The sequence below is a fragment of the Chryseobacterium sp. MYb264 genome (assembly GCF_035974275.1).
In the GTDB taxonomy this organism is placed as follows: Bacteria; Bacteroidota; Bacteroidia; order Flavobacteriales; family Weeksellaceae; genus Chryseobacterium.
The window spans coordinates 4585516-4608020 of record NZ_CP142422.1; the positions used below are offsets into that span (position 1 = coordinate 4585516).

Sequence of the window (22505 nt, forward strand, 5' to 3'; positions counted from 1 at the left end):
TAAATTAGGTTATGGTTCGTCCGTTCCATTTTTATTTGTTTTCAATTTTTTTCTTTTGTTAATACCTTTTCAAATTTTGAGTAATGAAAAGGTTAAATCATTGCTAATATTTAATATAATACTATTATTATGTATTTATTTATTTGAGCTTTCACATATTTCAGAGCTTTTTTACTACAATCAGAATTATTCTTCGATTGAAAATGTATTTTATATTTTCATCTCAATGATTTTTGCATTTAATATTATATTTTCTATTACAAAACATAATAAAAGTTTTAAACTTTAAGAAGGTTTCTTTTCTATTATTACGATTTAAAAGAGATATTTTATACCTGAAATTGACGAAAAAATGATGATTAGTTTACATTTAAAAAAAGGAGTAACAGTAAATAGTAATGGTAAGATTATTAAACAGGCTCAACAAGAAGTAAAAATTAATAGTGGTGAAAATTCTAAAATGCATTAATCATGAGTAAAATTACATTCATTGGAGGTGAGTTTATAGAGAGAATAGAAGGAGATTATAGAATACTATCTGATTCAGATATTGAATACAACTGTAATCTTTTTGAAGCGGAGGGAATTAAAAAAGGATTAAGTTATAATAATCCTGAAGATATAGATTTTGGAAATGCTTTTATACCTATTGTTTTAATTGTTTCCAGCGGAAGAGATTATGAATTTAAAGATAAGGATGGCTATTGGAGATTAGATGTTAGAATTGATAACGAAAAGAGATCTCCACAAATGCAAAGAGTAAGACTAATCTCTACCAAAGCAAAAGTTAAATTAAAATTTGAAGTACGAAAAGGGAATAAAACGGCAGATGATGATACAGGGATAATAGTCGCGGATATTTATAATACTTCAAATCAAAAAATAGAATCAAAAAAGATAAAGACATCTTATGGAAATGAATTTGAAATAGAAATAGAAAGTTTTAAAGTAAGCTTGATTAAGTTTTATGCTGACGATGATGATTTATATTTCGATGGTGGAGTAGCTCATGTTTTCTGTGGAGGAATAAGGATTGGGGATTGTCAGGACGAATTAAAAAAAGAAGATGTAAAATCCATTGCCGATTTATCCTTAGAAGATAAGGCTAAGTTTATGGCTGTAGTACTTATGGAATCTGCAAATGGAAAGAAAGATTTATGGGACATAGCTTATATTTATTTGAATCTTGTAGGAAAGCAAGGAGTAGAAAAAGGATTAAGTAAATCTAGTGCCTATAGCCAAAAGCAATTTGGGTATAAAGCTCATTTGTATAATTTAGGATTTGGAAAAGAATACAGAGGAACTCTATGTACCGAAAATAATAAGATGAAAAACAGAACAATAGAAGAACAAGCGCAAATATTTAGTACATTCAAACAGATCGAAGGCTTTAAAGAGTTCTGTAAAAATAATATTTTCGTTTCTAATCCGAAATCTTTTTATAAAGATTGGGAAGGACAAGGGTATTATGGTGATATGAATATTAGAATGCATGATGATCGTAAAGTTTGGGCAATGGCTTCGCAATATTTCCATTTACAAAAGGAATGTAAAGTGAAAGACAGATTAATTATTGGCCTATTTGATAGTTCTGCAATAGATAATAATAAAGATCCATTTAATGAAAAAATAAGAGATTCTACAACATACATTTATCATACTCAAAAAATAGTAGATTATTTTAATAGGAATTTAAATAAGTTACCAAAATATAAAAAAGGAGATTTTTTGAGTTCAAAGACGGTATGGAAAATAGTTGAAGATTCGCCAACTAATGAAATTCCGCCTATATATTTATTAGAATCTAGAAAGTAATTAAAGATATGAAATATATGTTGATTGTTTTTGTTATGATGTTAACATTTGCATGTGACAAAAAAACAGATAATAAGCCAAAGAAGATTGTGAATGAGTTATTTAAGTTTTCATTGTGTTATTTCGATACACATGGTGAGTATCATGATGAGGATTTTGCTCAAAATGACTCTATTTTTTATCAGTCAGGTCGAGGTTTTTTCTATAAAAAAGGAACAAGATATCCCGTTAGCAATAAATTAACTTTTGAGGAGGTGATTAAAAAATATAATTTAAAAAAACTAGATACTAAAGTTTTTACTGATGGTTCCAATTATAAAACTCAATTTACTTACGAGGACTGCTTAACAAATAAAATAGTTAAAAGTGATTCTGGGCAAGTTACCACTATAAAATCAAAAGATGGAGTGATTTTTCAATACATTAATATTCTGAATCAACCTATTATTTTACAAATCAAATCTAATGTAAATAAATATAAAATTCCAATTGAGTTAGAGATGCAAACTACTGAACAGATTTTTAGAAAAGGGTTTGGATATTCTCATGCTATGCTTTATGATATAGATAGGGATGGAAAAGATGAACTTCTTATCGTTTATAATTCAGAATGTGTGAATATAATCGCATATAAAATTAATGATGGAATTTGAATGTTTTATAAAAAAGTAAAAATAATTTTAATGATATTTGTATCATTTACATTGATTAGTTGTAGCAAATCATATTCTAAACGAGATAATAAACTTCAGGAACAATCTGATTTAAAAAGCTTTTTAAAACGCCATCAAGGTTCTCCGATAGATTCTTTTCGATTTAACATTACAAAGGATAACATTCCTGATTATCTTTTATTTGATGAATCTGATTATAATAGCCCAATTTTTTTCTTTGATGGAAAAACTGAAAAAAGTATTGCAAATGAAAAGGAAATAACTACACGGTTTTTTGATTTTGATACAATATATGTGGACGATAAGAAAAAGCAGAATGCCTTACTTGTTGGAGATGGAAGTGGTGGAAATGGAGGAGAGTACCGTTATTCCCAAATATTAAAATTCGATTCTGCCACAAATTCGATGAAAGTAATTTTTGAATATCCAAGATTTATACGAAATAATAATAAAATAGAAGAGGTGAATTATATAAAAATCTCTAAATCAAGAGAAAATTATGTAGATACTATTTCTATTTTCAAAGGTGATTTGTTACAGAATGAAGGAGATGAAAATTTAAATATTCGTCCACTAAGCAAACATCCATTAAAAGTATTTATTTACAACCCTTATCAAGGAAATTTTAAACAAATTAAATAACATAATATTCCATGTAAATTATGGACAAGCAGACAATAATTAACGGAAAAGGAGTTATTCAATCTTCTGAAAATCATGAATTTCATTCTAAAAAAGAAATTCGACATAATTCTGGTGAAAACTCAATAAATTATTAAGTATGAGTAAAATTACATATATTGGAGGTGACCTCATCGAAGAAATCGGAGGTTCTTATAAAATATTTGCCAAAGAAGGCTATGAAATAATTTCCTGAAAACAGATTGTTTTTAATGCGAAAGAGGGTATATTTTATGGGGAGCCCGAGTTTCCCCCTTTGTTTTCCCAACCCATTAAAATTATTGTCCAGTTCAGACCGTATAAAGATTGGAAAGGCGAATTTGGATTTGACTGGTTTCGATTGGCAGATACCATGCTTTTTCATGATGTTGCTTTCACAAGAATTGTCGCTTATCAGTATAGTGATTACGAATTCACTAAAATTGTAGATAATTCGAAACCGGATAGTCTTAATATGCATAGCGGGCAATTCAAACCTGATGAAAAAATGCTCAATCAGCTGAAGCAGGTTTATCAGCCTTATACCATCCCTTGGAAAACAACGAAAAATCCTAAAACCGGAAAGCCCATGGCTGAAGAATATTTTATTCCCTGGATGAGTATTTTGAAAGATAAGGAAGTTAATATAACATTTATTGCAGAGATTAAGGAAGAAGCAGATTACTTAGAATTTCCTTCCTCAGATTACTTTATCTTTACTCCAAACAGAATAGATATTAAGGGTAAAAAAAGCGTGGCATTAAATGAAGAAAATATTACCATAAAATGCGTAAAAGAATTTGAAAATGATCAAACCATTGAATTAAAAGCTTTTAAAAAAGATGCGAAAGGAGAAACTTTAGAAGCCATAGCAGGAAAAATAAATGTGTGGGCCAATGATATTTCTAAACAGAAAGAAAAAGATGTGGTTTTTATAAAAATTACAACAAGATTATCTGCAAATTCTCCTAGAGTAACACCAAATATTGATGATGAAAAAGAAAGGATAAATTATTATTTAGAACAAGCCTATATAAAGCTATCAGATGTTTCTGATATTGTAGAACTCGATTTGGCTAATGACTATAAAAGTTTAAAAGATTTTTCTACAAATGGTGAAATTGATAGAGGTAAAATATCTCATGGATTAAATTTGGAAATTTATTTAAAGACGAAATTAAAAGCACAGTATGGTGATAAGTATAATCATCATTTTAAGCTATTTTATTTTGGAGAAAAAGGCTATGGAGGAAGGGCGCAAAATCTAGGTGGTTACTCTGCGGATGATGCTGATTTTGTAGTGGTATTTAATGGAGCCGACCAACAGACTGCTACTCATGAGCTTTTGCATTCTATGGGATTAGCGCATACTTTTACCAATAAATATACAGATCCTAAAGCATTATTTACTTATATGTATCAAATGACTGATAATTTAATGGACTATGCGGAATATGAATCTAAAAATAAACGTCGTTCACTTTATTACTGGCAATGGAAAATAGTCAATAATTCAATACTAAAATAATATGAAAAAAATAGTGATATTTATTTGGTTAAGTATATTTATACAATGTCAAACACAAAATATAAAAAATACTATAATTGATAGCAGATTTGAAGTGTTTGATAGAAATTTAGATAAAAGTCGGGTTGATAAAATTGATGGTTTAACTCATATTATTTATACAGGAGGCGAAACCGGTTATAGTGAAGTCGGTTATAATACAAATCATTATTTTATGTATGTGAAAAATTTTTATTCTTCAAAAAATATAGAAAATAAAGGATGGGCTTTTAATCAAGGAGCTCCTGTAGGAATTTGGTATTACTTTGATGAGAAGGGAAAATTGATAAAAGAAGAAAATAAAGATGAAGGTTACTCTTTTACTCCCGAAGATATTATAAAATATTGTAAAAAAAATAACATTGAACTTTCTAAAGGTTATCACGAAAGAGACGGCTATCAAACAAGTGTTTATAAAAATGAGTTAGATGGTAAAAAAGTTTGGCTAATCTCTTATCTCGCTTCTTTAAATAAACAGGAAAAAGAAGTAAAACTTACCTTGGACGGGCAAACGGGAAAGGTAATTAAGAGAGAAGAATTTCCTTACGATAGCTATTAATATGAAAAAGCTATTGATATTTATTTGGTTGAGCATATTTATGCAATGCCATACACAAAATCTCAAAAAACAAAACTTGCTGAATTTAGATTGTAGTTTTGAAAGATTTGATCAAAAAATGGATGATGAATCTAGAATTGATGTTATAAATCAGAAAGAGCATATTATCTACACTTCTGCTAATGTGGGTTTTGGAGAAGCTCGTTACGAGACGGATAGTTATTTTATGTCCATTAAAAACTTTAATCCGTCACGAAATATAGAAAATAAAGGCTGGGCATTTATTCAAGGTTCACCTATAGGTGTTTGGTGCTTTTTTGATGAAGTAGGAACATTAGTAAAAAAAGAAAATATGGATGAGGGGTACGCTTTTACCCCCGAAGATATCATAAAATATTGTAAAAAAAACAACATCGAACTTTCTAAAGGTTATCATGAAAGAGACGGCTATCAAACCAGTGTCTATAAAAATGAAGTAGATGGAAAAAAAGTATGGCTGATATCTTATATCAATTCTTTAAATAAACAAGATAAAGAAATCAAGCTGACCTTGGATGGGCAGACGGGAAAGGTGGTTAAGAGAGAAGAATTTCCTTATGATAATTATTAATATGAAGAAGATATTGATATGTATCTGCTTAAGCATATTTATGCAATGTCATACACAAAAGATAGATAATTTATTACCAAGAGTTGATGAAAAATTTGAAAAGTTTGATATTGAAAGTTTTAATAAAAACTCTGTCAGAGGTTACGTATTAATTCAAAAAGAAAATACCATATCAATACAAGAAATTCAATCTTTTGGTTTTATTGAAAGACAATATAATGCTAATTCCATTTTCAAGAAAAATATATTTTTTTATAAGAATGGTTATATTAAAAAAAAAGGAATATTATTCAGTGAGGGATCACAAATTGGAATTTGGTATTATTTTGATGAATCAGGAAAATTGATAAAAGAAGAAGATACCGATTCCGGATATTTATTTAAGCCAGAAGATATTATAAAATACTGTAAAAAAAATAACATTGAGCTTTCTAAAGGATATCACGAAAGAGACGGCTATCAAACCAGTATCTATAAAAATGAAGTAGATGGAAAAAAAGTATGGCTGATCTCTTATATCAATTCTTTAAATAAACAAGATAAAGAAATCAAGCTGACCTTGGATGGGCAGACGGGAAAGGTGGTTAAGAGAGAAGAATTTCCTTATGATAATTATTAATATGAAGAAGATATTGATATGTATCTGGGTAAGCATATTTATGCAATGTAAGACTCAGAAAAGAGATACATTAAGAATTCCTACAGTTAATAATTCTTTTGAAAAATTTGATATTAAAACTCTAGAAAAGAAAAATAGAATTGATACATTTTTTCTTTCATATAATAGTGACAGTACAATTGTAAGACAGTTACAAGATCAAAGCTATGGATTTATTGATAGGGTATTTTATCAGAATACATATTTTACTTTGATAAAAAAATATTATCACAATAAAAATGTAAAAGAAAAAGGAAATGTGTTTAATGAAGGTTCACCAATTGGGACTTGGTATTATTTTGATGAGGAAGGAAAATTAATAAAAGAAGAAAATACAGATGAAGGTTACGCTTTTACACCCGAAGATATCATAAAATATTGTAAGCAAAATGGAATTAAACTTTCTAAAGGCTATCACGAAAGTGACGGCTATCAAACCAGTGTCTATAAAAATGAAGTAGATGGAAAAAAAGTATGGCTGATATCTTATATCAATTCTTTAAATAAACAAGATAAAGAAATCAAGCTGACCTTGGATGGGCAGACGGGAAAAGAGATTAAGAGAGAAGAATTTTCATATGATCATTATTAATATGAAGAAGCTATTGATATTTATTTGGTTGAGCATATTTATGCAATGCCATACACAAAATCTCAAAAAACAAAACTTGCTGAATTTAGATTGTAGTTTTGAAAGATTTGATCAAAAAATGGATGATGAATCTAGAATTGATGTTATAAATCAGAAAGAGCATATTATCTACACTTCTGCTAATGTGGGTTTTGGAGAAGCTCGTTACGAGACGGATAGTTATTTTATGTCCATTAAAAACTTTAATCCGTCACGAAATATAGAAAATAAAGGCTGGGTGCAAAAATCAAATTCTTCAATTTTAATTTATATTTTAAAATTATGGATATTAACAAGTTTGTTTTCATCTGTTGTTTTTAAGTTAATAGAGATACCAAGCGTAGGGATTTTAAACTTTTGGAATAGATTAGTAGCATACTTAATTTACGGACTGGTACTTGGTCTGGCAAATTCTCTTCCTGCATTTATAGTATTAGGACTAATTGTCAGATTTTGGACAAATAATAAATTAAAATTAATTATTACCTCGATTATATTATCTTTTGTTTCTTTTTATTCTTTTCATTGGCCTTTTGAAATAGATCAACCTAAAATGTTTTTATTCCCTACTGTATATGCTATTGTAACATCTTGTTTAATCTTAATTATGAATATTAAAAAAGTATTACTAAATGAAAATAACTAAACTTATTTAAATCTATAGAAATAGAGATAATTAGACAGGTCGGGGGTTGGGGAGGCGCAATTGCTGGTGCTAAAATTGAAGGAACAGTAGGAGCTGCTGTTGGAATAGAAACAGGTCCTGGTGCTATTGTAACTGGTGCTGTTGGTGCGATAATATTTAGGACAGCAGGTTATTTTGGAGCAGATTGGATTGCTGATCATATCGACGAAAATTAAAAAATATGTTTAATTTATTTATTAGAAAATGGTGGTGTCATTTTTACTTGCCAAGTGAAATGTATTATCCTGTGAAGGATAATACTACTGAAGTATGTAGTAACTTTTAAAAAAATTAGTTTATATTTCAATTGCATTTAAACATCAAGAAGAAATTGATAAGTATAAATCTTATATTTCTATATTTAATGAATTTTTTCCTCCATGGGTGATTTTTTCTAATATGTTTCAAGGAGCTACAAGATGTAATCAAGGGGTTGAAGAAGATTATAGAGTAAATACATGGCTTCCTTTTTGGAAAAAATTAGATTTTAAGCAGAAACAAGAATATTTATCAAAATTTAGTTGCCCTGTCGAATGGAGGGAATGGCTTTCGGAAAATTCATTATAAGTATTTTATGAATTTTTATATAAAGAGTAAAAACGGAGAGAATGGTTATTTGCTTAATAATTTGATTATTAATATTTTGTGGTGTAGGTGGATTGTGTGGTAAATTGAATGTTTTTAAAATATTCATTAGGTTATTTGTTACTTTTAATATATTAAGATTGTGAGTAAATTTTGGAAAAGTAATCTATATGTAAATATTATCTTAGTAATCCTATATTCTATATTTCTATTTTGGGATATACAAATAAAGAAAGGTAATTCAAATTTAGGAGAAAGCATATTATATCTTCTACTGTTAAGTGTTATTTTATTTCTACTTCAAATTTTTTCTTTTTTTATAAGATTGATAAAAAAAGGAGATAATAAATATGCTTTGGTAATTATTTTAGGGATGTTGGGGTTTGTAAGTATCCAATTTATAGTGTTAATTTTATTATTTAGTACAATTTAATAGAATCACAACTTTGCATTATATTCATACCATACTTGTAAAAGATTTATTTGAATTTTTTAATATTAAACTAAATTAAAAGTTATAAAGCCACTCGAACGAATGGCTTTTTATTAGTTTAGTAAAATGATGTCAAAAATTTTTTTGAATTTGACATTTTCTATTTAATTAAAACAAACAGACCGTATTTGGTCCTACTGGAGTATCTGGGGGATACTGCCCACATCGCTTATGACAATTTGTTCCATTACAATTGTTAGTTTGTCCGTCAGAAATAGTATCTTCAATTCCAATTGATATTGATTGGCTGAAGCCACCAACTAATCTATCAATGGATGCGTCTTTGTCTATTTTTGCAGAAGCAATTATATGTTTCAAACGATCAATATTTAAGCGTGAATTTTTATCATTAAAATTTTTCATGTTTTTTTATTTTTAAATTTTAGTTATTTACCACATGCTCCTCTGCAGTTAAGATTTTGATGTATGCTACAATTTGTTGCACAATTGCCACCTTGGCAGTTGTTTGTAGTTCCATCATCAAGATCAATTCCTGTAGTGGGATTAGTAATTGTGTTGGAGAATCCACCCAATAATTGTTTCCCTTGCGATTCTGAAATTTTTTCAAAACCAGTTAAAACCATAATGGTTTTACTTTTAATAATTTTTTTCATAAGCAATTAATTTTTAAACTTGTTAATTATAAATTAGTATTTTCAATAATAAAATATATCTCTTATTTATGAATGAATATTTAATTATTCTAACTTAGTCTTATTATAGTAACAAAAGCAAAGTTCTATTTATAAGTTAAATCACAAAATAATGCTACTTAATAGAAAGCTAGCTCAGAATTATAATTTTTAATCGAAAATTTTGAAATAAAGTAATTACAAAATTATTTTTTGTAGGTTACAATTTTTATCTCACCATTTTCCGTATGAAGAATATCTTTAATTTCATGTCTTTTTAAGTGAGAATTTATGTTTTCAGCAGGGATTTTTTTTGATGAGTTAATGTTGATTAAGCTTTTAGGAGATTCTAATTTCAACCATCCTGTATTACTTATTAAATAGTATGATTCATCAATTTCAAAAAAACTGTTTTGATTTCCTTTCTTAAAACTATTAATTGTATTATTAAACTTTAATTTTTCTATAACACTTTTAAAATTATTAGAAACAGACTTAAATGAGATATCATTACTTAAATAGAACTGTGAAAAAGAATCTTCTGAAGATTCGCGACTTTTCTTAATACCAAAATAATAGTTAACATTAATCTCTTCTTTTTTAGTATCTGCCCAATTTTCTGATTGAGTAAATAGTAGGTATCCTTTTTTTTCTATCCTAATTTTGAACTTTATCCCATTATTTGATCTGTTATACTGGAGTTTACCCGAAAAATAACCATTTGTATCTGTTGTTGCAATAAGACCTCCTTGTTCATTATAAACCTTGGCACTCTCTATAGGGAGTAAAGTTTTTGAATCAAAAATAATTCCTCCAATGTTTATTATCATATCTTTAGTAGGACATTTAGTATACCCTTCAGAAATAAATAGAATTCCAATGAGGAAAATAAAAATTTTCACAAAATTTTTCATACTATAATCATTTAATAATTAGACAAGAATATTAGCACTTTTTTAATTAGAAAGTAATTCAACTTCCTAATTCTAATTGATTTTTGACTAAAGAAAAATACTTTTCTCTTATAGCAATTAACTCTTCGTGAGAGCCATTTTCCGTTATTTCGCCTTTTTCCATAACAATTATTTGATCTGCATTTTTTACTGTACTCAAACGATGGGCTACAACCACTACCGTTCTTCCAATAAAAAAATCCCTTAAATTATTTAAAATTTCTTTTTCTGTGTTTGCGTCTAATGAGCTGGTAGCTTCATCAAAAAATAAAAATTCAGGATTTTTATAAACAGCCCTAGCTATCAATATTCGTTGGCTTTGTCCCCCGCTTAATTGCATCCCAATATTACCAATTTTCGTCTCCGAACCGAGAGGTAAAGATTCTATAAAATTATTTAAGCAAGCAACTTTTATTGCGCTTTCAAATCTTTCTACATCTATGGAATCATTCTCACACAAAGTAATATTGTATTTAATTGTTCCGGAAAAAACATGCCCATTCTGAAGTACTACACCACACTTATTTCTCCAATTATCTGGGTTTAATTCTGCAAAATTGCTTTCTCCAAGAAATAAATTTCCAGAATTTGGAAAATAATATTTCATTAATAGCTTCATTAATGTTGTCTTACCACTTCCACTAGTTCCTACAATTGCAGTAATTTTATTTTTAGGTATTGTAAAAGATAAATTATTAATAACAAATGGATTAAAGCTTCCTGGATATTTAAAAGAAACTCTGTCTAAAGTTATATCTTCTACATATGTAATGCTTTTAGATTTTTCAAGATAAGTTTCATTACTTACTGTGAATACATCTTCAATTCTGTTTTGAGATATTAAGGTATCTTGGCCATCTTTTATATTGTTAATCAAATTAATAATAGGTCCACTCAATTGTCCTATAATAAAGGAAATACTTAATAAAGTTCCTACTGTCATTTGAGAATTTATTATAAAATATGCGCAAATTGCAATTATAGTAAGTTCTTTAAATTTTAAAAGAAAATTAGCCCCAGATAACTGATAAGTATTTAAATATAAAGATTTTAATTCTAATTCATTTAAACTTCGTTGTAATTTTAAAATCTTTGATATAATTGTATTTTGAGCTTGATTTACCTTTATTTCGGGCATATTCATTATAAATTCATACAAACTATTATTATTGTCTGATTGCTTTATAAATAAAGAATATTCTAAAGCTGCTCTTCTTTGTAGAAAAAAAGAAATCCAGATAACAGATAAAGAACTCAGTAAAACAAAGATTAAAAATATTATTTTGTTTAAATACAATAAAATGCTACTAAAAACTATTAAATTTAAAATATTAATAAAAAAACTAATTCCTTTCCATGTAAAAAATGTCTGTAACTTTGATAAATCACCTAATCTAAGTAATGTATCTGTATTAAGTCTTGTGTCGAAATAACTTACAGGAAGTTTTATAAGTTTGTTAAGAAATTTTTCTTTTAAAGCTATAGATAAGTTAAAGTTTAATTTTGTTAAAATAAAATCACTTATAAATTGTGATACAAAATTCCCCAAAAATAATAGAAATTGTGCAAGCAAAAGAATAATAACTAAATTAAGCGATTTGGCTAATATTCCGTCATCAATAATTTTTTTAAAAATAATAGGTATAAGCCAATTAGTACTAAGCCCTATAATTAATAATAGAAGAGAAAAAATATATTTGTATCTATATTCCTTAAGAAAATTAAGTAAATGATTTATAACAGTATTATTTTTAAAATTATTCTTTTTACTCTCTTTAAAAGAGTTATTTCCAATAATTTTTTCAAAATCGTCCGTAGGTTGAAAAATTAGACAAACACCCTTTGTCTCATTTCCTAACCATTCTTTTATTATTAAATCTTCTTCAATTTTAATCTTTCCATAGCCAGGGTCTGCAATATAATAATATTTCTTACCCTTCTTAGTTAAAATATTATATAATACGACATAGTGATCTTGCTTCCAAAACAAAATTGCAGGTAAAGGTATTTCTTCAAGTTGATTCAGGGTAAGTTTTAACCCATTTGATTCAAAACCTACTTTTTCGCCACCATCTAGAATATCTTTTACCGAAACCCCCATTCTTGTTATTCCGCAAAGCTCTTTTAATTTCTTTACTGGAATATTAACTCCATAGTAATTTAGAACCATTGACAAACAAGCAGGCCCACAATCATTACTTTCAAGTTGATTGACAAATTTAAACTTCATCTAAAACTAAAGCTTCAACTACTTCTTTAATCTTAGATACGACCACTTCATCTTTCAATTGATCATCACCATAGTATACACAGTATTCTGTTTGCTTTTCTTCTGCTTCCATAGCATGTTGTGAACAGCCGCCATTACAAATAGGGAGCAATCTACATGATAGACATGGCTTGTTTTTAAATTTCACATCCATCCTTCTTTCAAGATAATTATCTTCCCAAATCAAATCCCCATTTTCATCAATATATCCCGCTCGTTTAGCTGTAGTGAAATCTCTTGCGGTACATTTAAATAAGTCCCCATTATAATTAATAACAGCACTATTTCTTTTATCTGCATAACAAGAATTTCTAACGTTATCAGGTGTCATATGTTTGACCTGAATTCCATTTTCTTTAATCCTATCTGTATTTTCTTCTACGATTTCATTTATACCGTCGTTTTGTGAATCTTGCCAAACTCTATGAAAATCCATTAATAAATATCTTTTCTTAATGTCCGATGGAATATCTTCAAATTCTTCTGCTATTTTATATGTATCAGCAATATTTTCTGATGTGTAGTTTACTCTGAGTCTTACAAAAAATAAATTATTTATAAGGCGTTTTATATTTTTTACTATTTCGTGGTAAGAACCTTTTTTTGCATTTACAAATCTTACCTCGTCATGTTTTTCTTTATAACCGTCTAGTGTAATCTGAAATGAAGGAGTGATTTTGTGCGAATTGAAAAAATCAATAAAATAATCATCTATCAGATATCCGTTTGTTGTAAAGCTAACAGAATAATCTACAGAATTTTTAACGCATTCTTCCTGAAGTTTTTGTATAACAGGAACTACATCTTTTTTAAAATAAAGCAAGGGCTCTCCTCCAAAAAAAGCTAATTGAAAATAACTCATTGCAGGTTTTAATGTTGTTTTTTCAATAAATTTTCCAACTTTTTCAATCATACTCTGAGAAAACTTTGATGTTTTAACATGCGTTTCATAACAATACCAACATTTGAAGTTACAATTCATTGTAGGATTAATTGTAAGTAAAAAGTTAGATTGGTTTTCATCAACAGCTTTAGCAATTTTTTTCACTTTTTCAACTTCATCAATTTCGCGAGATATGATGAAATCTTCTGCTACTAAATAATTATAAAAAGTTGGATGAATTTCTTCCAAATCTTCTATGTTTTCATTTTTTGAAGCTTCAAGTAAATCTTTTAATATAGGATCTATTATTAAAAATTTTTGACTGAAAGAATTATATAGATAATATCTTTCATCTATGTATACAATGGAATTAAATTGGCTATACTTCATAATCTAGTGTAAAAGACCCTTATAAATATAAGGGTCAAAGTTTGTTAAATATAACGATTTGTGTACAAGTTATATATGACTAATTTAAGAGTTATCTTCCGCAACCTTGAACACAATTTAGATTTTGTCCTTGACCACATCCGTCTCTACAATTACCACCTGAACAGTTATTTAGTCATTCCTTAAAAACCAAGTAATATTTTGATTATCAGTTTTTATGCACTTATATTTCGTAAAAAATCGTTGTAAAAAATTGCAATAAATTGTATTTTTAGGATATAAAAAGTGGCAAAATGTTAGGCAAAATAAGAGAGGATTTACAGCAGAATTTATTCAAGACCAGGCTTACGGAGCTTATTAATATGGAGCATCCGGTGGTAAAATTAGCTGGGGAGATTTCCTGGGATAAAATGGAGTCAGAGTTTGAGAAATTATTTTCAGAAAACGGAAGACCTTCTATTGCTATCCGTAAAATAGCAGGAATGCTTTTGCTCAAGGAAATGTTTAAAGAAAGTGATGAAAGTGTAATAGAGAGATGGATTGAGAATGCGTATTGGCAATATTTTACCGGAGAAACCTTTTTCCAGACAGAGCAGCCTTTCGATCCGAGCAATTTTGTACACTTCAGAAAAAGAATTGGAGATAAGGGTTTGGAATTTCTTTTGGGACAAAGCGTTTCTCTCCATCCCAAAGCCAAAACAGAAGATGAAGTTCAGGTAGATACGACGGTTCAGGAGAAGAACATTACCTTTCCTACCGATGCCAAATTAGCAAAAAAAGTAATCGACAATTGTAGAAAAATAGCAGAAAAAGAGAGCGTTGTACAAAGACAAAGCTACAGAAGAGTGAGCAAACAATTATTGCGGGACGCTTTTTTTGGACATCATCCCAGAAGACAGAAGAAGGCAAAAATGGCGAGGAAAAAGCTCAGGACGATTGGTAAAAGAGTTCTTCGGGAATTGGAAAGAAAACTTCCTAAAGATGTTTTGAAAGGCTACGAAGACGTTTTTAAAATTTACCTTAAAGCACTCACCCAAGAACGTACCACGAAAGATAAAATTTACAGTCTTCACGAGCCACAAGTTGCGTGTATTGCGAAAGGAAAATCGGGAAAAGCATACGAGTTTGGGACAAAAGTAGCAGTAGTAAGAGGTCGGAAAACAGGGATCATCAGCTCGGTAAAGAGATTTTCTGGCAATCCTCACGATAGTAAAACTCTTGAAGAATCATTGGCACAGAGTGAGAGGGTAAGAAAATCCGTTGGCGGAACAAGACCTACGAAAGCCACTACAGACAGAGGATTTAAAGGAATCAAAGAAGTGGAAGGAACAGCAATTTTGCTTCCCGCAAAAAAAGAAAAAACAAAATATGGGCAACAAGTAGCCAGATTAAGATTCCGGGCAAGAGCAGCCATAGAACCTTGTATCTCTCATTTAAAAAGAAACCACTCCTTAGGATTAAACTTCCTGAAAGGAGTGGCTGGAGATATTAATAATGCATTATTAGCAGGGATTGGATACAATTTGAAGATGAGATTGAATCAAATCAAACAACAAATTCTTCTTTGGCTCGAACTTGTTCTCCGAATCTTTTTAGGCAAATATAATTTTCAAAGTCAAAAAACAGCTTTTTAAGGAGCGACTATTTATAGTACCTGTACCATCATCAAGTCCTGTGGTAGGACCTAAAATAGTATTGGAAAATCCTCCTAATAATTTTTTTTCTTGTGATTCCGAAATTTTTTCAAAACCAGTTAAAACCACAGTGGTTTTACTTTTGATGACTTTTTTCATAAGTAATTTAAAAAATGTTAAATAATAATTTTTGTAATAATAATGTTAACATTATAGAATAATAACTAAACTATAAGTGATTTATATTTATCAAAAATAAATATTTTAACATCACGTTTCTTCATTCACATAAATCTATAAACGTTCTAAATTATTCAATTTTTGTTGATTTATTTTTTTACATAAATCCATATGATTGTGAGATTCGTACAACTTATATGTTATTTTTTTTTGAAATAAATGTATTTGAATTATAATAATTAAAAAAGCAGATAAATTATCTGCTGTTAACACAATGTTTCAAATTTTACAAGTTATCTTTAACTAAAAAGTTGCTGCAGGAGCAGTGTCATTGTTCAATTTTCTGTTGACTTCATTCTTTTTCCCTTTAGCAAAATCATAGCTTAGGCCAATAATAAACATATTCTTATTATTGTAAATATTCGTGGTACTAATATAATTAACTAAACTTTCATTTAGTGTTTTTGTTTTGTATCTTGAAGGTATGCCCAACCAATACATTCCAGTAGTGAATGTCCAGTCCTTTAATCTATAATTAATAAAAATATGATTTTGATTTTCATTAGTATTTAAAAAAGTTCCGCTTAATGTATAAATTGGAATATTGAACATATAACTCAAACTCAAGTTTTTGTATTCTGAAGAAATAGTAAAATTGTTACCAAAATAATTGTTTTTAAGAAGAACTCCTGAATTTGTTTTTACACGTTGCATAGTAGGATAAATATTAGCCTTAATAACCAGTAATCTGCTTCCAAATGGTTTTAATGATCCTGTTAATTGTATGCCTGTACGGGAGCTAAATATTGCATTTTCGTAAGTTAATGCATATTGAGTATTGTTATTGTATAAAACGTACATACTATTAATAGCATTGTCTAAATAGTTATAGAAAAGATTTGCGTTAAAATCAAAATACTTATTATTATAAGAATAGTTTAAATTATTATTCCATGCTTTTTGTATAGTAAGGTAAGGATTCCCTGTAGAAATAATATTTGGTACAACCTGGTTGATATTTGGACTTAACGATGCACTTCCCGGACTGTATGGAGTAAAACTACTGGTCAATCGTAGGCTCTGATTTTTTTTCAATTCATAACCTAAAATAATTTTTGGAGTAATCGTCCAGTCATTATCAGTTGTTGCTGCTGTTTTATTATTAATATTGGTTAAACCTAAACCTACACGATACATTAGCTTCTTACTTTTTCCAGCAAATTCAGAGTATAAGTATTGAGTTAAGTAATTAACGGAAAAATCAAAACTTCCTGCAAGATTCTCTAAGGTATTATCTACATTATTATTATCAATCCTATATCCAGTACTTAATTTTCCTGCCTTGAATTCATGAGAGTACGCAATCTCTCCTACAATACTATTTTGTTTTGCCTTTAAGTTCATATCATTGTCAAAAACGACGTTATCAGAACTTATTATCCATTCTTTTCCGACCTCAAAACTTTCGCTACTGTAAGAAGATCCCACAACATTGAAACTGATTTCATCTTTCTTGCTCAGTTTTTTCGAAAAGTATAAATCTAGTTTTGGAGGATTATAATTTTCCCCACTGTACTGCGAAGTACCATGAAGTTCTGAATTATTATTTGTAGTAAAAATACTTTGACCATTTCCTTTAGAGAAATAATTATAAATATTCATGGAAAATTTTGCCTGAAAAACATAATTATCCATTAATGAATTAGTATATCTTAATGTAACATCTTGATAAGTATATCCGAAATGATCAGTTTTATTTTCATTGGTATTATAATGAGAATTTTGTAGGGTGTAATCATAAACTCTGTTTGTATGACGATTGTCATAGTCTCTGAAGTTAATACTATATTCAAGTCCGAAATTATTTCTTCCATTTGTATAATTTGCATAGGCCTGACCATTTAAAAATCCGGTTGTTAAAGCACTACTTATTGAAGTTCCTGCTGCAAAACCTATTTCTGGATTTCTTGTGATGATGTTAACCACAGTATCTGCTCTTGTAGCCCATCGAGTAGGAGGATTATCGTAATATTCAACTTTAATTACATTTTCTGGTCTGATTCCTCTTGCCTGTAATTCCGTAGCTTCAATTCCATTAATTAAAAGTAAAAACTTGCCACCTTTGATACTGGAAATACTATTAGAAATAGGATCAAACTGAAGTTCAGGTAATGTTTGTAGTAAATCATTAGCATATCTAGCTTTTTTCAAAGCTTCTTCATCAAAACTATAAATAGATTTGTCTATGAATTGTTTTTTTCGCTGTGTTTTTAACAAGATTTCTTGGATATCTTTTGTATTTTTAATTGAATCCTGAATCTTTAATATGTTATTTTCTTGTGCAAAAGCTAAGCCGCCTACAACTAATAGGACTATATTTACCTGTTTTTTCATCATTAATTTAGTGAAAATTTAATATTGACAAATGTAAAACAAGAGTTTGTTTCTTCAAAATAAATATCACTTTAATTTGAATAAACATACTTATAAAGAAAAACTAGTAGAATGGTAATTATTTATTTTTTTGAGAATAGATAATTATATAGTAATATCTCATTCTCTATTTCAGCTAATTGAAATTTAGGAGAAAGCATATTATATCTTCTACTGTTAAGTGTTATTTTATTTTGTAATTTTTATCGAGCCATTTGTGGATTAGATCGAAACTATGACAAAAAAGGAAAAATTATAAAAGAAACAGATTGGGATAAACCGTACAAGTTCTCTATCGATGATATGGTAAAAAAATTTAGAAAAGAATATGACATCGATATTTTAATCCGAAAAAATGTATTTTGGTTTTCTAGGTTTCTTAGGACAGAATTAGGCAAATGTTAAGATATTTTTTTCTATTGTGGAAATATAATAATTATGATGAATACGTAATTAGACAGTAAAGCAACACGAAGGAAAAATTCCCACTCTATTTTTTAGAAGGAATATTCCACACCAGATCAGCAGCCAGATAATGAACTCCGCCGTGGTGAATACTTCTGCTGTCACGGATCAGGTCATCCATATACCCGATATCTATAGTAAATGGAGAACGCGGGATTGTAAACATATAATAAGCGGCAATTCGCATTTCTTTATACCCAAAGTGGGTCCATTCATGATCCGGTTGATGAAGGCGACTTACGGAAAATAGCTCTTCAACACTTAAAGATATTTTTTGATTGCTCTTTTCTGATAAATTGTAGGTCAACTGACTTTTAATACGTGTTCGTAATTGAAAATCTTCTTCTGCTTGATTGAAATCAGCATCAAAAAATTTTCTGAATTCCTGACGAATTGTGTTTTTAAATTTTAATTTTTCATTCAAATCAAAAGTATACGCATATCGTCCATAAAGTCTCAATTCCTGTTCAATTCCTTCTTTTTTGTAGGGAGCATCACTTTCATATTCCGGCTGTCGACGATAGCTTATTGCATAGCTATATTGCTGATGAGGAGCAAAAGAATGGTAGACTTCATGATTCACTACCCAAATGGCCTGTTTAGAAAATAAATTATCATTATCAGGGTTACTTTTACGTCCTAATCCAACATAACTCATTGAATATTTTTTGCCCAAAGAATCCAAAGGGTATTTTACTCCAAAAGCCGACCAAAAAGCTGTTTTGGCATCTCCCAGGCCTGGTGGGCTGAGCTGTGCCCGTACGAAACTGTGTAAGAATAAAAATACAACAAATGCCCCTATATTAAATGTCTTTTTCATTTTTGTAAATCTAAATACTTTGTTAATTAATAGCTTGCGTAAATGTTTTTAATGGTGTTTAAAAACAGGACAAAGTAAAAAAGAGATTTAGGAATCTTTTAGGAATAGAGATTTATGGATTGTTTTTTTTGTCACGAATGCACGGATATTTTTATTTCCCACGGATCGCACAGATTTTCACAGGTGATATCGTTGATTTTCTTCGTTTAACCTTTGCGGTCTTTTATCAATAGAAAGGTTTGGTGAGAATTAAAACAGTTAGCTGTAAAAACACTTAATATACTTGGTGTTTCAACATTCTCGGAAACTCAATGTGTGTCATTTGCAAAATCTGCGGGAGCAAAAAATTTCATCTTACATTATCTAAACTCTTTTCCCTAGTCCCCAACTTTTGGGATCAGTTTCAAAACTTGGGGAGAAATTGTTTAGATGTATTTTTTGCCACGAATGCACCTATATTTTTATTTCCCACAGATATACGGATTCTCACAGATGATGCTGCTGATATTTTTTTGTTTAATCTCAGTGATCTCTGATAAGTAGGATGGCCTGGTAAGCCTGCCAACGATTAGCAGTTGTCAAAAACCTTGGAGAACATAGTGTTTAATATGTAAAGTGTAAGGAAAAAATCTGCATCATTTGCAAAATCTGCGAGAGTAACAAAAAACGTTCTGATGAGTTAAACTTTTTGCTTAGTCCCCAACTTTTGTACTTGATCCGTTTTGTATTTGATTCAGTTAAATGTAAAAAAATAAAAAAGTCTTACAAAAAAATGTAAGACTTTGATTTGCAGAGAGGAAGGGATTCGAACCCTCGATACAGTTACCCGTATACTACCTTTCCAGGGTAGCTCCTTCAACCACTCGGACACCTCTCTTTATATTTGAGATTGCAAAAATAGAGTATTTTCTTGAATCTGCAAATAATTCGTTAAATTACTTTGAAATTTCTCCACAAAGGCTTCTTGCGAAGTTATCGGCGAAGCTTCCGCGGTAATTCGGGTTGTCGATTAAGTGCATGGCTTTGGTGATGGCACTTTCCGCAGTAATATCTTTTCCGCTGATGGCACCGATTCTGGAGAATATATTGCTGTTTTCGTATTTCCCAAACGAAATACCTCCTGAAATACACTGGCTTACCACCACGATCTCAGTTCCGTTATTTCTTATTTGCTGAAGCGTTTCCACTGTTTTCTCACTGCTGAAAATCGTTCCGGAACCGAAAACCTGGAGGATAAGAACTTTCATCGTAGGAATTTCTTTAAAGTGATTCAGATTCATGCCCGGAAAAATTCTCCAGAAAATAATATCTTCAGAAATATGATCGTCTACATGAAATTCAATTCTCGGATCACAACGATGCAAATTATCTTTAATAATATTTAAATGAACTCCCGATTGCCCAAGAATAGGGTAGTTGGGGCTTGAATAAGCGTCAAAATACTCCGCAGAATACTTCAATGTACGGTTTCCTCTCAATAATTTATATTCAAAATAAATGGCCACTTCCTGAATAACCGCATCATTTTGCTCGTATAAACTGGCATAGTAAAGACTGGTGAGAAGATTTTCCTTTGCGTCCGTTCTTAAATCTCCAATGGGAAGTTGTGAACCGGTTAAAATAACTGGCTTTGTCAAACCTTTCAGCATAAAACTTAATGCAGACGCGGTATATGACATGGTATCTGTTCCGTGAAGAATTAAAAATCCGTCATATTGATGGTAATTTTTATGAATGTAATGAGCAATGATTTTCCATTCCTCGGGGCCCATGTCTGAAGAATCCAGCGGTTTTTCAAAAGGATGAACGAAAACTTCACACTCCATAAGCTTCATTTCGGGCATTTTCTCAAAAATATTTCCAAAATCAAAGGCGCGAAGGCTTCCGGTTTCATAATCTTTTTCCATACCAATGGTTCCACCAGTATAAATAAGCAGGACTTTACGTTTCATTTTTTACTTTTATTAAAGAATTTGAATTTCTTTCAGGTTCAGAATTTCAAAATTACGTTAATTTGCAAAGATTTGAAAATGAATGAAACGCCAATGACAAAATTTAAGTCATGATTGCAGCTTTTCCATTCTATTATTGAAAAAAATAACTAAATGCAGAAAGATTTAGAACAGACGTTTGAGTATTTAAAACAGTTTTTAACAGAGGAAAGATTAACGAAAATAGAGCATTTTTCTCAGGAAAGTTCAGATTTTGTGCTTCCGGTGGTAGAAGATGTGTATCAGTTCAGAAATGCGGCGGCCATTGTACGTTCTGTAGAAGCTTGCGGATTTCATAAGGTGGTGGCTTTGCAGGAAGAATATAGTTTTGAACCCAACCTTCGTGTTACAAAAGGTGCCGATACCTGGGTTGAGGTAGAAAAGCTTCCCCGAAATATGGAATCTTTTCAGAAAATAAAAGACAGAGGATACAAAATTGTTGCTGTTTCGCTGGAAAATAATGCGAAAATGTTGCCTGAATATGAAATTACAGAACCTATTGCCTTGGTTTTTGGAACCGAAATGGAAGGGGTTTCTAAAGAAATTCTTGAGTTTGCAGATGAGACATTAGCGATTCCGATGTATGGTTTTACAAGAAGTTTTAATGTTTCTGTGGCGGCTTCCATTTGTATGTACGAACTGAAGCAAAAGCTGATAAAATCTGATATTGATTATAAGTTGAATGAAGAAAAATTATTGAGAATGAAAATTCTTTGGGCAGTTAATTCGATGAGAAGTGGCCAGCAGATTTTTGAAAAATATTTGAGAGAAAATAATATTGATTGGAAATAATGAAAAAGGAGACTGTTATTGAGGAGGGCACTGAAAAACCCCGTTCATATAGAATTACCAATTGATTTGGAGTTAGAATTAAGAGTTTATTACGAAAATTAAACCTTCGTAATAAGCTTTTTTTCT

At 29.6% G+C, this 22505-nt stretch carries 20 protein-coding genes and 1 tRNA gene; 11 read left to right on the forward strand and 10 right to left on the reverse strand.

Annotated elements, in window-relative coordinates:
• Positions 1–471 precede the first annotated feature (471 nt).
• The 9 genes from VUJ46_RS20050 to VUJ46_RS20090 all read left to right on the forward strand — a co-directional run bounded on the left by VUJ46_RS20050 (position 472) and on the right by VUJ46_RS20090 (position 7820).
• Complete coding sequence (locus tag VUJ46_RS20050) at positions 472–1815, forward strand: hypothetical protein (RefSeq protein ID WP_326982448.1); 1344 nt, start codon at positions 472–474, stop codon at positions 1813–1815.
• Positions 1816–1832: 17 nt separating this feature from the next.
• Positions 1833–2468, forward strand: coding sequence for a hypothetical protein (locus VUJ46_RS20055; RefSeq protein ID WP_326982449.1), 636 nt, complete (start codon positions 1833–1835; stop codon positions 2466–2468).
• 30 nt (positions 2469–2498) lie between these two features.
• Positions 2499–3131, forward strand: coding sequence for a hypothetical protein (locus VUJ46_RS20060; RefSeq protein WP_326982450.1), 633 nt, complete (start codon positions 2499–2501; stop codon positions 3129–3131).
• Positions 3132–3426: 295 nt separating this feature from the next.
• Positions 3427–4677, forward strand: a complete 1251-nt coding sequence (locus VUJ46_RS20065; RefSeq protein ID WP_326982451.1) for a hypothetical protein — start codon at positions 3427–3429, stop codon at positions 4675–4677.
• Between the two features lies 1 nt (position 4678).
• A complete protein-coding gene (locus VUJ46_RS20070; RefSeq protein WP_326982452.1) occupies positions 4679–5275 on the forward strand; it encodes a hypothetical protein in 597 nt (198 codons plus the stop codon).
• A gap of 76 nt (positions 5276–5351) precedes the next feature.
• Positions 5352–5885 (forward strand): hypothetical protein, encoded by a 534-nt coding sequence (locus VUJ46_RS20075; RefSeq protein ID WP_326982453.1) that lies wholly within the window; start codon positions 5352–5354, stop codon positions 5883–5885.
• Positions 5872–6504 carry a hypothetical protein gene (locus VUJ46_RS20080; protein ID WP_326982454.1) on the forward strand — a complete coding sequence of 211 codons (633 nt, stop codon included), beginning with the start codon at positions 5872–5874 and terminating at the stop codon, positions 6502–6504. The genes VUJ46_RS20075 and VUJ46_RS20080 overlap by 14 nt, the downstream gene beginning before the upstream one ends.
• A gap of 1 nt (position 6505) precedes the next feature.
• Positions 6506–7135, forward strand: a complete 630-nt coding sequence (locus VUJ46_RS20085; RefSeq protein ID WP_326982455.1) for a hypothetical protein — start codon at positions 6506–6508, stop codon at positions 7133–7135.
• A 1-nt stretch (position 7136) separates the two neighbouring features.
• The gene (locus VUJ46_RS20090; RefSeq protein ID WP_326982456.1) at positions 7137–7820 is read left to right on the forward strand and encodes a hypothetical protein; all 684 of its coding nucleotides are present in this window, start codon (positions 7137–7139) and stop codon (positions 7818–7820) included.
• 1225 nt (positions 7821–9045) lie between these two features.
• On the opposite strand, the gene VUJ46_RS20095 is transcribed toward VUJ46_RS20090, so the two are convergent.
• The 5 genes from VUJ46_RS20095 to VUJ46_RS20115 form a co-directional block, all read right to left on the reverse strand.
• Positions 9046–9300 (reverse strand): hypothetical protein, encoded by a 255-nt coding sequence (locus VUJ46_RS20095; protein WP_326982457.1) that lies wholly within the window; start codon positions 9298–9300, stop codon positions 9046–9048.
• Positions 9301–9323: 23 nt separating this feature from the next.
• Positions 9324–9551, reverse strand: coding sequence for a hypothetical protein (locus tag VUJ46_RS20100; protein ID WP_326982458.1), 228 nt, complete (start codon positions 9549–9551; stop codon positions 9324–9326).
• A gap of 224 nt (positions 9552–9775) precedes the next feature.
• A complete protein-coding gene (locus tag VUJ46_RS20105) occupies positions 9776–10483 on the reverse strand; it encodes a hypothetical protein (RefSeq protein WP_326982459.1) in 708 nt (235 codons plus the stop codon).
• A 58-nt stretch (positions 10484–10541) separates the two neighbouring features.
• A complete protein-coding gene (locus VUJ46_RS20110; RefSeq protein ID WP_326982460.1) occupies positions 10542–12752 on the reverse strand; it encodes a peptidase domain-containing ABC transporter in 2211 nt (736 codons plus the stop codon).
• Positions 12742–14064, reverse strand: a complete 1323-nt coding sequence (locus VUJ46_RS20115; protein ID WP_326982461.1) for a radical SAM/SPASM domain-containing protein — start codon at positions 14062–14064, stop codon at positions 12742–12744. The genes VUJ46_RS20110 and VUJ46_RS20115 overlap by 11 nt, the downstream gene beginning before the upstream one ends.
• 293 nt (positions 14065–14357) lie before the next feature.
• On the opposite strand from VUJ46_RS20115, the gene VUJ46_RS20120 reads away from it, so the two are divergent.
• Positions 14358–15698, forward strand: a complete 1341-nt coding sequence (locus tag VUJ46_RS20120; protein ID WP_326981209.1) for an IS5 family transposase — start codon at positions 14358–14360, stop codon at positions 15696–15698.
• Here the strand turns inward: VUJ46_RS20120 and VUJ46_RS20125 are convergent.
• The 5 genes from VUJ46_RS20125 to VUJ46_RS20145 form a co-directional block, all read right to left on the reverse strand.
• A complete protein-coding gene (locus VUJ46_RS20125) occupies positions 15657–15857 on the reverse strand; it encodes a hypothetical protein (protein WP_326982462.1) in 201 nt (66 codons plus the stop codon). The genes VUJ46_RS20120 and VUJ46_RS20125 overlap by 42 nt on opposite strands.
• Positions 15858–16181: 324 nt before the next feature.
• The gene (locus VUJ46_RS20130) at positions 16182–18275 is read right to left on the reverse strand and encodes an outer membrane beta-barrel protein (protein WP_326982463.1); all 2094 of its coding nucleotides are present in this window, start codon (positions 18273–18275) and stop codon (positions 16182–16184) included.
• A gap of 526 nt (positions 18276–18801) precedes the next feature.
• The gene (locus VUJ46_RS20135) at positions 18802–19596 is read right to left on the reverse strand and encodes a DUF2490 domain-containing protein (protein ID WP_326982464.1); all 795 of its coding nucleotides are present in this window, start codon (positions 19594–19596) and stop codon (positions 18802–18804) included.
• Positions 19597–20386: 790 nt separating this feature from the next.
• A tRNA-Ser gene (locus VUJ46_RS20140) sits at positions 20387–20473 on the reverse strand.
• A 58-nt stretch (positions 20474–20531) separates the two neighbouring features.
• On the reverse strand, positions 20532–21548 hold the full coding sequence (locus VUJ46_RS20145) for an asparaginase (RefSeq protein WP_326982465.1): 1017 nt from the start codon (positions 21546–21548) through the stop codon (positions 20532–20534).
• 153 nt (positions 21549–21701) lie between these two features.
• Here VUJ46_RS20145 and VUJ46_RS20150 point away from each other — a divergent pair, with 153 nt between their 5' ends.
• Positions 21702–22379: a TrmH family RNA methyltransferase gene (locus VUJ46_RS20150; protein ID WP_326982466.1), complete on the forward strand. Its 678-nt coding sequence runs from the start codon at positions 21702–21704 to the stop codon at positions 22377–22379.
• Positions 22380–22505 lie beyond the last annotated feature (126 nt).

Coding starts and splice junctions, on each gene's coding strand:
- VUJ46_RS20120 (WP_326981209.1), top strand. CDS start 14,358: ATGTTAGGCAAAATAAGAGAGGATTTACAGCAGAATTTATTCAAGACC.
- VUJ46_RS20125 (WP_326982462.1), bottom strand. CDS start 15,857: ATGAAAAAAGTCATCAAAAGTAAAACCACTGTGGTTTTAACTGGTTTT.
- VUJ46_RS20110 (WP_326982460.1), bottom strand. CDS start 12,752: ATGAAGTTTAAATTTGTCAATCAACTTGAAAGTAATGATTGTGGGCCT.
- VUJ46_RS20060 (WP_326982450.1), top strand. CDS start 2,499: ATGATATTTGTATCATTTACATTGATTAGTTGTAGCAAATCATATTCT.
- VUJ46_RS20100 (WP_326982458.1), bottom strand. CDS start 9,551: ATGAAAAAAATTATTAAAAGTAAAACCATTATGGTTTTAACTGGTTTT.
- VUJ46_RS20145 (WP_326982465.1), bottom strand. CDS start 21,548: ATGAAACGTAAAGTCCTGCTTATTTATACTGGTGGAACCATTGGTATG.
- VUJ46_RS20135 (WP_326982464.1), bottom strand. CDS start 19,596: ATGAAAAAGACATTTAATATAGGGGCATTTGTTGTATTTTTATTCTTA.
- VUJ46_RS20080 (WP_326982454.1), top strand. CDS start 5,872: ATGATAATTATTAATATGAAGAAGATATTGATATGTATCTGCTTAAGC.
- VUJ46_RS20130 (WP_326982463.1), bottom strand. CDS start 18,275: ATGATGAAAAAACAGGTAAATATAGTCCTATTAGTTGTAGGCGGCTTA.
- VUJ46_RS20090 (WP_326982456.1), top strand. CDS start 7,137: ATGAAGAAGCTATTGATATTTATTTGGTTGAGCATATTTATGCAATGC.
- VUJ46_RS20055 (WP_326982449.1), top strand. CDS start 1,833: ATGTTGATTGTTTTTGTTATGATGTTAACATTTGCATGTGACAAAAAA.
- VUJ46_RS20070 (WP_326982452.1), top strand. CDS start 4,679: ATGAAAAAAATAGTGATATTTATTTGGTTAAGTATATTTATACAATGT.
- VUJ46_RS20105 (WP_326982459.1), bottom strand. CDS start 10,483: ATGAAAAATTTTGTGAAAATTTTTATTTTCCTCATTGGAATTCTATTT.
- VUJ46_RS20150 (WP_326982466.1), top strand. CDS start 21,702: ATGCAGAAAGATTTAGAACAGACGTTTGAGTATTTAAAACAGTTTTTA.
- VUJ46_RS20095 (WP_326982457.1), bottom strand. CDS start 9,300: ATGAAAAATTTTAATGATAAAAATTCACGCTTAAATATTGATCGTTTG.
- VUJ46_RS20050 (WP_326982448.1), top strand. CDS start 472: ATGAGTAAAATTACATTCATTGGAGGTGAGTTTATAGAGAGAATAGAA.
- VUJ46_RS20115 (WP_326982461.1), bottom strand. CDS start 14,064: ATGAAGTATAGCCAATTTAATTCCATTGTATACATAGATGAAAGATAT.
- VUJ46_RS20085 (WP_326982455.1), top strand. CDS start 6,506: ATGAAGAAGATATTGATATGTATCTGGGTAAGCATATTTATGCAATGT.